Consider the following 13,217-nt stretch of genomic DNA (forward strand, 5'->3'; position numbering starts at 1 on the left):
TTTCATTGATAAGTGTAAAATCCTTTTCCTGTTTTTCGGCCGAGATGCCCTGCTTCAACAAGTTTGCGAAGCGTTTGTGGTGGGCGGAACCGGTCGCCGTATGCTTCTGTCATATTTTCACTGACAAATAACATCGTATCTAACCCGACTAAATCGGCAAGTTCAAGCGGGCCCATCGGGTAATTCAGACCAAGGCGAATGGCTTTGTCGATATGTTCCGCGGAAGCGATTCCTTCTTCATACATGCGAATGCATTCCAACATATGCGCCGCAAGCGCCCGTGTTGTCACAAATCCTTGCATATCTTTTACGATGACCGTTTCTTTGCCAATGGATTCCGATAGTTGTTGAATTGCTTCAATCGTTTGTTCCGATGTTTCTACCCCTTTTACGATTTCAATGAGCTTCATGACTGACGCCGGATTAAACCAATGCATGCCGACGACTTGGCTCGGACGTTTGGTCGCTGCGGCAATCGCGGTGACGCTTAATTCCGACGTATTGGTCGCTAAAATCGCCTCTTGTTTCGCATAGCGGTCAAGCTGTTCAAACACTTGCTTTTTGAGCGGCAAATGTTCTGGAACGGCTTCAATGACAACGTCCGCCGCTTTTACTGCTTCGTGCAAGTTCGTTTCAGGTTGAATGCGGGCAAGAACAGCCGTTGCCTCTTGTTCCGATAATTTGCCTGCTTTGACAAAACGGGCAAGGCTTTTTTGAATCGAATTCATTCCTTTCTCAAGGGCAGCATCGGAAATATCGTATAGATAAACCGTTTTCCCACCCATCGCTAGCGATTGGGCGATGCCGCTTCCCATTAAACCAGCACCGATCACCGCAATCATTTCCATCGCAACCCCTCCTATTGAATGTTTGTAAAATAATCACGCAATTGTTCACGTAATTTCATTTTTAAAAATTTTCCGACACTCGTTTTCGGAATTTCGTTCATAAAGACGATTTCATCTGGCAGCCACCATTTCGCAAATTGCGGCCGTAAAAAGTCGTATAGTTCCTCTTTTGTCACACTTTTCCCTTCCTTTACTACAACGCAAGCAAGCGGGCGCTCTTGCCACTGTGGATGCGGAACTGCCACAACGGCCGCTTCAAACACTGCTTCGTGCGCCATCAAGGCATTTTCTAAATCGACAGACGAAATCCATTCCCCGCCGCTTTTAATAACGTCTTTCGTCCGGTCAACGATTTTAATAAATCCTTCTTCATCGACGGTGACGACATCACCTGTATATAGCCACCCATCGCGAAACGCGTCTTTGCTTCGCTCGTCGTTATAATATTCATCGGCAATCCATGGGCCGCGCAAGCATAGTTCGCCCATTTCCGTTCCGTCCCACGCTACTTCGCCGTCTTTGCCGATCACTTTCATTTCTACCCCAGGGACAAGAAACCCTTGTTTCGCACGAATGGCCAATTTTTCTTCGTTCGATACGTGCTGCTGGTAGCTTTTTAGGCGTGATAAGACGACAAGCGGGCTCGTTTCGGTCATGCCGTAAGCATGCACAAACGGGATGCCGTATTTTTCTTCAAAGGCGCGAATCATTCCTTTTGGTGCTGCTGAGCCGCCGCATAAAATGCGCGTCACGCTGCGTAAATCATAGGAGCCTTTCTCCAACTCGTTCAATAAGCCAAGCCAAACGGTCGGCACACCAGCCGCAAGCGTCACTTTTTCTTGTTCCATTAGTTCTGCCAATATTTTCGGCGTAAATGCCGCTCCCGGCATAACAAGCGTCGTCCCGAACCAAACCGCAGCAAACGGCAATCCCCACGCATTCGCATGGAACATCGGCACGACTGGGAGCGCCACATCCGATTCCGACAATGCGGCACTATCAGCAAGCCCTAGCGCCATGCTATGGAGAACGATGCCGCGATGGGAGTACAATACGCCCTTCGGATTTCCAGTTGTCGCAGACGTATAACACATCCCAGCAGGGTGATGCTCGCCAATATTTTTGACAAATGAAATCGGCTCAGCTTGTTGCAGCAATTCTTCATAATGATAAACAGGCGAAAGGGTCGTTTCTGGAAGCGTCGGATCATCGGTCATAACGATAAACGCTTCGACGTTTATTTCGTCTTTCACTCGTTCAATGAGCGGTAGTAAGTCGTCATCAATCAATAGCACACGGTCATTCGCATGATTAATAATATAGGCGATATGTTGCGGTGACAGGCGAATATTGATCGTATGCAACACCGCTCCGATGCCTGGAATAGCAAAATACGCTTCTAAATGGCGATGATGATTCCATGCGAACGTACCGACGCGGTCGCCCGTATTTACACCAAGTGTTCGTAAGGCACTAGCAAGTTTTCTCGTCCGTTCGCCAATTTCTTGATACGTATGGCGGACAAGCCCTTTCTTCATCCGCGAAATCACTTGTTTTTTCGGAAAAAACCGCTCTGCCCGTTCAAGCATTGTCGCAATATTTAATGGAACGTTCATCATTCTCGATCACTCTCCTTCGTCAATAAAAGATGTTCGTGTTCATTGACTTTTGGCGCACGTGTGCGCTTCGTGAAAAAATGTTCATCATAGCGAGTCGCAACTTCCATTCGGTCGTTATCGATATGAATCATCTTTCGGTACGCGTTATTTGCAAATTGAGCTTTCACTTCATCCGTTTCTAACACTGGCGTTAAGCAACAATCGACTTGTTCTGAAAAAGCGATCCATTGTTGAAACGTTTTCGCGCGAAACAATTGCTTCATGTCAAGAAACAAAGGATTATCGTCACAAGCTGCCGATAAATGTCCTTCATACCATTCGAACTTACCAACTGCAGCGCAAAAATTGCGCCAAAAGTGCGCTTCAAGCGCCGCAAGCGCCATATAGCGACCGTCTTTCGTTTCGTACAAATGGTACGACACAACTGTTCCGGCTAATATTGGAATGCCGTTTTTCTGTCCGGTATGATGCTCCAGTACAATGTGGTTCGTCATCATCGAAAGTAGGCCATCAACGAGCGAAAGGTCAATGTATCTCCCTTTCCCCGTTCGCTCGCGAGCATATAAGGCAGCGATAATTTGTTCGACAGCATGGATGCTGCCAATAAAATCAGCAAGCGTAATCGTTGGATGAACAGGGCGGCCACTTTCATCTTTGAATTGAGCGAGCATGCCTGTTAACGCCATATAGTTTAAATCATGACTTCCGAATGACGCATAGCGACTATGCTGTCCGTAGCCGCTGATCGAACAGTAAACGATCGATGGGTTGAAGGCATACACATTTTCGTAACTTAATCTGAGCCGCTTCATCACCCCCGGACGGAAACTTTCGATGACGACGTCCGCTTCGCGGATGAGCTGTTGCGCGATTTGCACATCTTGCGCATTTTTTAAATCTAGCGCAATACTTTTTTTGTTTTTATTGTTCGCTTCAAAAATGCAGTCATCAGTAAGCTTCCGCATCATATCCCCTGTTTTTGGCTCAATTTTCACAACTTCCGCGCCTAAGTCCGCTAAGCGAAGGCTTGCAAATGGATCGGGGAGATAATGGGAAAAATCAATGACTTTTATTCCGTCAAGCAACAAAATCCCCCCTAAAGCCCAAGATGTTTCGCGATGATCATTTTCATCACTTCATTCGTGCCAGCATAAATCGCGCTAACCGGAATGTCGCGATAGCGTCTTGCAATCTCGTATTCTTCCATATAGCCATATCCTCCGTGAAGCTGCATTCCTTCAGAAGCGACACGCTTCGCCATTTCCGTAATCCACCATTTCGCCATCGATACGTTCGCTACGACGTCTTTCCCCGCGATATGTTGTTCGATGACATCATCAAGAAACGCACGCCCTAATGCAATTTCCGTCGCCATTTCCGCGAGCCGAAACTGAACCGTTTGAAATTGGCTAATCGTTTTTCCAAACGCCGTGCGGTCTTTCACATATCGTTTCGTTACATCAAACATCACTTCTGCCGCTGTTTGCGCAGCGATCGCGACGATGAGACGCTCTTGTTGCAGCTTTTCCATCAAATAGTAAAAGCCTTTCCCTTCTTCTCCAAGCAAGTTTTCCGCTGGAACTTTTGCGTCGCTAAAAAATAGCTCGGCCGTATCTTGAGCATGCAGTCCGACTTTTTCTAGTTTCCGACCGCGTGTAAACCCCGGTGTGGCGCGCTCGACAACGAGGAGACTAATGCCTTTATGCGGCGGGGTTGCGCTCGGATTCGTTTTGCAGACAACAATCACTAAATCCGCATGAATGCCGTTTGTAATAAACGTTTTTTGTCCGTTGACGATATAGTCGTCGCCTTGTTTCACCGCCGTTGTCGAAATGCCCGCCAAATCAGAACCGGCGCCTGGTTCGCTCATCGCAATGGCGGTAACGATCTCCCCAGACACGCATTTTGGCAGCCATTTTTTCTTTTGCTCTTCTGTTCCATATGATGCGATATACGGAACGACGATATCGTTATGCAAGCCGATGCCGACAAGGCTTGATCCTACCTTTTCTAATTCTTCATTTATGACGACCGAATAGCCAAAGTCGGCACCAAATCCACCGTACGTTTCGTCTACCCATGGGCAAAGAAACCCGTTCTCCCCCATTTTCCGCCAAAACTCGCGCGGAATGATTCCTTGTTTTTCCCAGTCAGCATAAAATGGATATGCTTCTTTTTGCAAAAATTTTCGGAACGCCTCACGAAAAATATGATGTTCTTCGTGCAAATACGTTGGCATGTTGTCACCACCCTATGATTGCGCCATGTTTTTCATTTGCTCGCGCAACAAAAATTTTTGGATTTTCCCGCTCGCATTGCGTGGCAACGCGTCGACAAAATAGTAGGCACGCGGCCGTTTATACGGAGCGAGCTTGTCGCTTTGTTTGCAAAACGCCTCTAACTGTTCCGCGGTAAGCTGTTGATCCTTTTTCACAATAAATGCAACGACTTTTTCTCCCCATAAAGCATCCGGCTCGCCAAGCACTGCAACATCAAGCACGCCTTCATGTTCATAAAGCACGTCCTCTACTTCGCGCGGATAAACGTTTTCACCGCCGCTAATAATCATGTCGTCGACGCGGTCGGCAACGTATAAATAGCCGTCTTCATCCATATAGCCTAAATCGCCAGAATGATACCAGCCTTTATACATCGCTTTTTCCGTCGCATCTTCGCGGTTGTAGTAGCCGACCATCATGCATGGGCCTTTGACGATAATCTCACCGACTGCCCTTGGCGGCAATATGTCCTCTGGGTCAGACGGTCCGTCTTCGCGAGGTTTGACGATGCGAATTTCGTGGTTTAAGCATGCGCGTCCGGCAGATCCTGCTTTCGTTAACTGCTCATCTTCATATAAGAACGTTACAGCTGGCCCCATTTCTGTCATGCCGTACGCTTGGATTAAATCAATGCCTAACCGCTCTTTACATTCTTTCACAAGCACTGGCGCCATCGGAGCCGCTCCGTACAGCCCGATGCGAAGTGAGGATAAATCGTAATCTGACAATTTTTCTTGCAAAAGCATATTCCACATCGTCGGTGCAGCAAATAACACGGTAATTCGCTCTTGTTCGATGACGGTTAATACTTGTTTCGGGTCAAAATGGTGAACGATGACGTTCGTTGCGCCCGCGTGAACGCGCGGGAGGAAGCAGCAATGCAATTCTGCGCAATGGAACATTGGGGCGGTAACAAGCCCACGCTCTGTTTCACGAATGCGCATGACCGAATTGCAAATTAAGCTTTGTTCAATCATGTCGCGATGTCGATGCATCACGCCTTTTGGCCGCCCTGTCGTTCCGCTTGTATACATAATTGCATACAAATCATTTTCGGAAACGTCTATGGTTGGAAGTTCGTCGCTTGCATGTTGGATTTGTTCGTGGTAAGAAGCAGCGTACGCTGGTACTTGTCCGTCAATGGTCCAAAAAGAAATGTGTGGAAAGTCATGATGGATGGCTGTGATTTGTGGTTCGACCGCTTGTTCAAATAATACGATTTTTGGGGTAGCATCCGTTAAAATGTAAGCGATTTCTTTTGGTCGCAAGCGAAAATTAATCGGGTTGAAGACAGCGCCGATTTTCGCGCACGCAAAAAAAGCGGTCGCAAGCTCTGCCGTATTAAATAACACGGTCGATACACGATCTCCTTTTCGCACCCCTGCTGTTAAGAAAGCGTTCGCAAGTTTATCCACTTCTTTTGCCCATTGTTCGTACGTATAGCGAAGTCCTGTACGAACATCCACGAGCGCTTCTTTTTTCGGAAACTTTCTTACCGTCTGTGTAAACACTTCACCAAGCGTTAAATACAAAACAAACCCCTCCTTCTCTTTTTTATTCATGTAAATAATATTTTTTATTTTCAAATTATATTCTACAAATAAAAAAGAAACCCTTTTTTCCTAATATAAAAAAAGGAAGGTTTCCCTTCCCTATTTATTCAACAACTAAATCCCTCTCTCGTATGATCATCAGTTCTTTTTTGTCATAGCGCCCTTCATGCAACAAACGTACCGCTTGTTTCCGAATTGCTTTTTCAATCAAATTTCGAATGTAGCGACCGTTACTAAATTTTCTTTGATATCCCCCGGCCAGTAGTTGTTCAATATGTTCGCGCAACTTTCGCTCCGCTTCAGAAGTAAGCTCGTATTCTCTTATATGAAGCATTTGTTTTGCAATTTGTACAAGCTCTTCCGTTGTGTAATCAGGAAATTCGAGCATCAACGGAAATCGGGAAGGTAATCCTGGGTTTAACGACAAAAAATAATCCATTTCAGCTGGATATCCCGCTAAAATAACGACTAAATCATCCGAAAAATCTTCAATTCCTTTTACTAACGTATCAATTGCTTCTTTTCCAAAATCTTTCTCTCCTCCGCGTGCAAGCGAATATGCTTCGTCAATAAATAAAATCCCGCCTCGCGCTTTTTTTATTAAATCGCGCGTTTTATTCGCCGTATGTCCAATATATTCCCCAACTAAGTCTGCACGTTCTGCTTCAATAAAGTGTCCTTTAGATAAGACGTTCATTTCTAAAAATAACTTTCCAAGAATACGGGCCACTGTTGTTTTCCCTGTTCCAGGATTTCCTTTAAAAATCATATGAAGCGATTGTTTATTCCCTTTTAATCCATTGGCTTGACGTGCTTTATTAATATATAACCATGCGTAAATTTCCTTAATTAATTTTTTCACTTCATTTAACCCAACTAATTCATCTAGTTCTTTTTGAATCTCTTTTAACACGGCATGTTGATGATAATCAATTCGATTTGTCGTTTCTTCTTTCGATAAGTAATTGACGTTTTTTGCATTAAGCACGATATTAATTTGACTTTTTGTTTGCTTCATCGTCAACTCTGACAAGGCGACGTCACCTCTCCTTCATCGTTGCTTCTTTTATCAATATACGCTGTTGTCACCTATTTCGTGACAAATGCCTAACGAAAAAAATCGCCCACCGATATGGTGAGCGATTTGGCTTACTCCATTTCAATTTTCACATTTTTTTGAGGTGCAAACGTAGAAATCGCATGTTTATAAATTAATTGTTGTCTTCCATCTACTTCTAATAACACCGTAAAATTGTCAAATCCTTTTACTAAACCACGCAATTGAAATCCATTGAGTAAAAAGACAGTAACCGTCGTTTCTTCCTTGCGCAATTGGTTTAAAAACTGATCTTGAATGTTTATTGTGTTTTTCATTACTTCGTCCTCCTCTTTTCTCTCTACATTACGTCTATATATTCGCCTCAAAGTGAAACTTTCCTTCTATGTAATGCGAAATTTCATCTACTCGTCTTTCAAACATTGTATCATCAGTCATGTCAAACCATTGAACAGGCATTTGATTACGAAACCATGTAAACTGACGTTTCGCATAGCGACGAGAGTTTTGTTTCAACTGTTCGATCGCCTCTTCAAGCGTGATTTGTCCATCTAAATATGCATATAGCTCTTTATAACCGATCGCTTGAATCGCTTGACAGTCTCGTAAACCTTGTTCATACAATCGTTTCACTTCTTCAATCAGCCCTTGATCAATCATTTGATCTACTCGTTCATTAATGCGTTCATATAGTTTTTCACGTTCCATCGTCAATCCAATAAGTGCTGCGTTATACACTAGTTTTCTTTTTTGTTCTTTTAGCCATTCTGTCATTGTTCTCCCTGTGCAATGATAAATTTCTAATGCACGAATGACACGACGAACGTTATTCGGATGAATACGTTCCGCACTTAGCGGATCAATTTGTTTTAGTCGCTCGTAAAGTTCAATCGGTGAACATTGTTCTAGCGACTGGCGATACGCTTCATTTGATGGTGCATCTGAAAATTGATAATCGTAAATCACCGATTGAATATATAGCCCTGTACCCCCAACGATGATCGGAAGTTTTCCGCGTTTTGTTATATCTGTAATGAGCGAGCGAGCAAGCGTCTGAAACTCTGCAACAGAAAAAGACTCATGCGGCTCCTTTATATTCAATAAATGATGTGGTACACCTTCCATTTCTTCTTGACGAATTTTAGCGGTTCCAATATCTAATCCTTTATATACTTGCATCGAGTCTCCATTAATAATTTCTCCATGTAAACGCTTGGCCAACTCTATGCTCATTTTTGTTTTCCCTACAGCCGTTGGACCAATTAACACAACGACTTTCTCTCCCATAAAATACCACTACTTTCCACGCTAATTCACATTTATTTATTATAGACAAACGATGTACATTTTATCATCTCATTTTAAAAAATTTTTATTTGAAAGCGGATGAAAAAACATCCGCTTTTTACATGACTCGTTTAAACATTTTTTCTAATTCATAAGTAGAAAAGTGGATAATAATCGGACGACCGTGTGGACATGTAAACGGATCGCTTGTTTTACGCAACGATTCAAGCAACGCAAATATTTCATCGTTGCGCAAAAATTGATTCGCTTTAATCGACTGTTTACAACTCATCATTATTGCTGCTTTTTCGCGAAGTTGCTTTATGTCTACTTTTTTCATCGTTAATACTTGCTTAATCATTTCCTCAATAATTGTAGCTTCCTCCCCTTTTGGAAACCATTGAGGATGAGAACGAACAATAAAACTGTTATGACCAAATGGCTCTAAAATCACACCGCAACTAGCCAGCTGTTCGCGGTAACTTTCAATAAGTACATACTCACTTGATGAATAAGTAAGCGTCAATGGAATAAGCAACGGCTGTAATTCATTTGTAACGGTTGCTAATTTTTCACGGAAATATTCGTATTTGATCCGCTCTTGTGCCGCATGTTGGTCAATAATATACAAACCATTTTCATTTTGAGCTAAAATATACGTCCCATGCATTTGTCCAATCGGATATAATGGCGGAATGCGCTCTTGATTTGTTTCAGCTGTCACATGTTTGTTTTCAACGATTGGTTCGACATCAAGCGGCTTCGTATCCTTCTCGTAAACACGTTCTTCCCGTTCCTCTAACACCATTCGTTCTTCTTTTTTCTTTCCTTGTTCATGATGTGAAATCGTTGTACGCGGAGGAACAATATGCGATTCTTTCACAATATGTTCAAACGAAAACGTTTGTTGCTCTGTTTTCGGCTTTTCCACTCGCGGTGCCGTTACCTCAGGAATTAACGTCTTTTTTTGAAATGCTTGACGAATCGTTTGTTGAACGAGTTCGTTTAATTCCCCTTCTTTACTAAAACGCACTTCCAACTTCGCTGGATGAACGTTCACATCCACAAGAAGCGGATCCATGACGATATTTAAAAATGCGATCGGATGCCGTCCAATCGGAAGAAGCGTATGGTATCCTTCTTCAATCGCTTTATATAACGGATAGTTTTTAATATATCGTCCATTTACAATCGTTGTCATATAGTTACGGGAAGCACGCGTCACTTCAGGTAAAGCAACGTAGCCGTCAATCGTAAAATCAAGCGTTTCTGCACGAATCGCAACCATTTTTTTTGCAACATCAAATCCGTAAATAGCTGCTAATACTTGCCGCACATCCCCATTTCCGTTCGTATAAAACAGTTGTTTTCCATTATGTGTTAATCGAAACGAAATATGTGGATGAGCAAGCGCTAAACGATTCATCACATCCACAACATGTCCAAGTTCCGTATGAATCGTTTTCATATATTTTAAGCGAGCGGGCGTATTGAAAAATAAGTGCGAAACAGTAATATCCGTTCCTTTTCGACTGCTCGTCCGGCCATTTTGTACAAGCTCTCCCCCTTTTAAAACGAGCAACGTTCCCGGACCTTCCCCTGTGCTCGTCTTCAGTTCCAAATGCGAGACAGAGGCAATACTAGGTAACGCTTCCCCTCTAAAACCGAGCGTACGAATGCGGAATAAATCCGCTTCATCTTTAATTTTGCTTGTTGCGTGCCGTTCAAACGCTAAAAAACAATCTTCCTCCTCTAATCCATCACCATTATCAACGACTCGAATTTTCGCTAATCCCGCTTCTTCTAACTCTACTTCAATGATCGTGCTATGGGCATCAATCGCGTTCTCAACAAGCTCTTTCACGACAGAAGCTGGTCGTTCAACGACTTCACCTGCCGCAATTTTATTCGCTAACGCATCGTCCAACTTGCGAATTTTCCCCACAATTCCCCTCCTTTCATTTTAATAGCTTTTGAATTTCATATAGTTTATTCATCGCTTCAAGCGGTGTCATATCAAGCAACTGAAGAGACTGAATGCGCTTGATCACTTCTTTCTCTTTTTTCGATACGCTCGAACGCTCTTCATGATGTTGCTCCGCAAACATACTTAACTGCTCAAACGTTTCTTTATTTTCTTTCACCACACCCGTTGAATTTGTTTCAAATTCACGTAAAATTTGTTCCGCCCTTTGAATTAAATCTAACGGTAACTTCGCTAACTGGGCTACATGAATACCATAACTTTTATCTGCTGGACCTTCTTTAATTTTATGCAAAAAGATGACGGTCCCATTTTCTTCAATTGCGCTAACATGAACATTTTTTAAACGCGGCAATCGTCGTTCAAGCGCTGTTAATTCATGATAATGCGTACTAAATAACGTTTTGGCACCAATGCGATCATGAATGTATTCGATCATGGCTTGAGCAAGCGCCATACCATCATATGTGGATGTTCCGCGACCAATTTCATCAAATAAAATAAGGCTGTTTTGTGTCGCATGGACGATCGCATGACGCGCTTCCAACATTTCCACCATAAATGTACTTTGACCTGCAACTAAATCGTCAGCCGCTCCAATACGCGTAAACACTTGATCAAAAATCGGTAATATCGCTTCTTGTGCTGGAACAAAACATCCAATTTGCGCCATAATGGCTGTTAATGCAATTTGACGCATATATGTGCTTTTCCCAGACATATTTGGCCCTGTAATGAGAAGCATTTCTCGTTCGGCATCCATATAACAGTCGTTTGGAACGTAGACGTTCGATCCTAGCACTTTCTCCACAACAGGATGTCGCCCTTGTTGAATGACAAGACGGCGATCATCAGAAAACTGAGGTTTACAGTAGTTATATTTTTCACTAACAGTTGCAAAACATTGTAAAACATCTAGTTGACTTATATATTTCGCTAATTTTTGCAAACGAACAATATATTGCTTTACCTGTTCACGGATAGAAACAAACAATTCGTATTCTAATTCCATACTTTTTTCTTCTGCTTCTAAAATGAGCGCTTCTTTTTCTTTCAACTCTTTCGTCACAAATCGTTCCGCATTAGCTAACGTTTGTTTACGCTCATATCGTCCTTCCGGCAACAAATGTAAATTTGCTTTTGTTACTTCGATATAATATCCAAACACTCGGTTGTAACCAATCTTTAACGACTTAATTCCTGTTAACTCTCGCTCTTTCGCTTCTAACTGCGCAATCCATGTTTTTCCGTTTCGACTAGCATCCCGAAATCGATCTAACGTTTCGTTATAACCATCTTTAATGATTCCACCGTCTTTCACAGAAAGCGGTGGATTTTCTTCAATCGCCTCTTCTAACAATTGAACAAGGTCCTCGCATGCATCTAAATGTTGCGCAAATGACTGAATATGCTCATCATGCATGTTCATAAGAAGGGTAGAAATGAACGGAACTTGCTTTAACGATTTTTTCAATTGAATGAGATCGCGCGCATTCACATTTCCAAATGCCACACGCCCAGCTAGTCTCTCTAAATCATATACACCACGCAAATATTCGCGCAGTTCTTGTCGCTCGAAATAGTGCATGAGCAGTTGTTCAACCATGTGTAATCGCTGTTCAATTTTTTCACGATCTAATAATGGGCGGTCGATCCATTGTTTAAGCAAACGCCCCCCCATAGCTGTCATCGTTTCATCAAGAAGCCAAAAAAGGGAGCCCGCTTCCCCTTTCGTTCGAATCGTTTCTGTTAACTCTAAATTTCGTTTGGAATACACATCGATTTTCATATGTGCATCAACTTCATACAACTCTACAGGCTGTAAATGGGCTAAATTCCGTCTTTGCGTTTTAATTAAATAATTTAATAACCTTCCAAACGTCACAAGTAATTTTTCTTGTTTCAAATGAGAAACAATCGATTCACAAGAAGGTGGAATCATCGTTTCATCTTCACACGAAATGGTAAGAGCATATCGCTCCTTCAGAGATTGACATTGCTCTTTGTCCTCGGTCGCGACAACGATTTCTTTTGTGCCAATCGAGTAAATTTCATTGAGTACATCTTCAAATGAATGAAGCATCGTCATACGACTTTCACCGGTTGTTAAATCCGTATATGCAAATCCGTACGTACCATCTTCAAATGACGTTAATGAAGCTAAATAGTTGTTTGCTTTCTCTTCTAGTTGCTTTCCTTCCATCACTGTTCCGGGGGTAATCAGTTGCACAACTTCTCGGCGCACAACCCCTTTGGCCGTTTTTGGATCTTCGACTTGTTCACAAATCGCAACTTTATAGCCTTTCTCAATTAAACGCTCGATGTACATAGCAGCCGAATGATAAGGCACACCGCACATCGGCACTCGTTCTTCCCCGCCACCATCGCGGCTTGTCAAAGTAATTTCTAACTCTTGTGACGCTTTAATGGCATCTTCAAAAAACATTTCATAAAAATCACCGAGACGAAAAAACAAAAATGCATCTTTATATTGTGACTTAATTGTTAAATATTGCTGAATCATTGGTGTATAAGCCATGATTTTTCCTCCAACGCCCAAAATATTGACTTCAATTATTATATCAAAAAT

The 13,217-nt window shown here is 42.6% G+C and carries 10 protein-coding genes; all 10 read right to left on the reverse strand.

What is annotated here, in order from left to right:
• Positions 1-2 precede the first annotated feature (2 nt).
• Positions 3-848, reverse strand: a complete 846-nt coding sequence (locus K1I43_RS07525; RefSeq protein WP_220382633.1) for a 3-hydroxyacyl-CoA dehydrogenase family protein — start codon at positions 846-848, stop codon at positions 3-5.
• A gap of 11 nt (positions 849-859) precedes the next feature.
• Positions 860-2,467 (reverse strand): long-chain fatty acid--CoA ligase, encoded by a 1,608-nt coding sequence (locus K1I43_RS07530; protein ID WP_035066528.1) that lies wholly within the window; start codon positions 2,465-2,467, stop codon positions 860-862.
• Positions 2,464-3,552: a CaiB/BaiF CoA transferase family protein gene (locus tag K1I43_RS07535; RefSeq protein WP_220382634.1), complete on the reverse strand. Its 1,089-nt coding sequence runs from the start codon at positions 3,550-3,552 to the stop codon at positions 2,464-2,466. The genes K1I43_RS07530 and K1I43_RS07535 overlap by 4 nt, the downstream gene beginning before the upstream one ends.
• A gap of 11 nt (positions 3,553-3,563) precedes the next feature.
• Complete coding sequence (locus K1I43_RS07540) at positions 3,564-4,706, reverse strand: acyl-CoA dehydrogenase family protein (RefSeq protein WP_035066532.1); 1,143 nt, start codon at positions 4,704-4,706, stop codon at positions 3,564-3,566.
• A 12-nt stretch (positions 4,707-4,718) separates the two neighbouring features.
• Entirely contained in the window at positions 4,719-6,278 is a 1,560-nt protein-coding gene (locus K1I43_RS07545) for a fatty acid--CoA ligase (protein WP_035066533.1), read from the reverse strand.
• 124 nt (positions 6,279-6,402) lie between these two features.
• Positions 6,403-7,332: a stage V sporulation protein K gene (spoVK, locus tag K1I43_RS07550; RefSeq protein ID WP_019418281.1), complete on the reverse strand. Its 930-nt coding sequence runs from the start codon at positions 7,330-7,332 to the stop codon at positions 6,403-6,405.
• A gap of 116 nt (positions 7,333-7,448) precedes the next feature.
• Positions 7,449-7,673, reverse strand: coding sequence for an RNA chaperone Hfq (hfq, locus tag K1I43_RS07555; RefSeq protein WP_009362664.1), 225 nt, complete (start codon positions 7,671-7,673; stop codon positions 7,449-7,451).
• Positions 7,674-7,707: 34 nt separating this feature from the next.
• Complete coding sequence (gene miaA, locus K1I43_RS07560; RefSeq protein WP_009362665.1) at positions 7,708-8,643, reverse strand: tRNA (adenosine(37)-N6)-dimethylallyltransferase MiaA; 936 nt, start codon at positions 8,641-8,643, stop codon at positions 7,708-7,710.
• 118 nt (positions 8,644-8,761) lie between these two features.
• Positions 8,762-10,588: a DNA mismatch repair endonuclease MutL gene (gene mutL / locus K1I43_RS07565; RefSeq protein ID WP_035066535.1), complete on the reverse strand. Its 1,827-nt coding sequence runs from the start codon at positions 10,586-10,588 to the stop codon at positions 8,762-8,764.
• A gap of 13 nt (positions 10,589-10,601) precedes the next feature.
• On the reverse strand, positions 10,602-13,166 hold the full coding sequence (gene mutS / locus K1I43_RS07570; protein ID WP_220382635.1) for a DNA mismatch repair protein MutS: 2,565 nt from the start codon (positions 13,164-13,166) through the stop codon (positions 10,602-10,604).
• Between the last annotated feature and the right edge of the window lie 51 nt (positions 13,167-13,217).

Source organism: Anoxybacillus sp. ST70 (assembly GCF_019553625.1).
In the GTDB taxonomy this organism is placed as follows: Bacteria; Bacillota; Bacilli; order Bacillales; family Anoxybacillaceae; genus Anoxybacillus; species Anoxybacillus gonensis.

Bases quoted from the DNA above. Each gene is read 5' to 3' on its own strand.
- hfq (WP_009362664.1), bottom strand. From the start codon at position 7,673: ATGAAAAACACAATAAACATTCAAGATCAGTTTTTAAACCAATTGCGC.
- mutS (WP_220382635.1), bottom strand. From the start codon at position 13,166: ATGGCTTATACACCAATGATTCAGCAATATTTAACAATTAAGTCACAA.
- K1I43_RS07540 (WP_035066532.1), bottom strand. From the start codon at position 4,706: ATGCCAACGTATTTGCACGAAGAACATCATATTTTTCGTGAGGCGTTC.
- K1I43_RS07525 (WP_220382633.1), bottom strand. From the start codon at position 848: ATGGAAATGATTGCGGTGATCGGTGCTGGTTTAATGGGAAGCGGCATC.
- miaA (WP_009362665.1), bottom strand. From the start codon at position 8,643: ATGGGAGAGAAAGTCGTTGTGTTAATTGGTCCAACGGCTGTAGGGAAA.
- K1I43_RS07530 (WP_035066528.1), bottom strand. From the start codon at position 2,467: ATGATGAACGTTCCATTAAATATTGCGACAATGCTTGAACGGGCAGAG.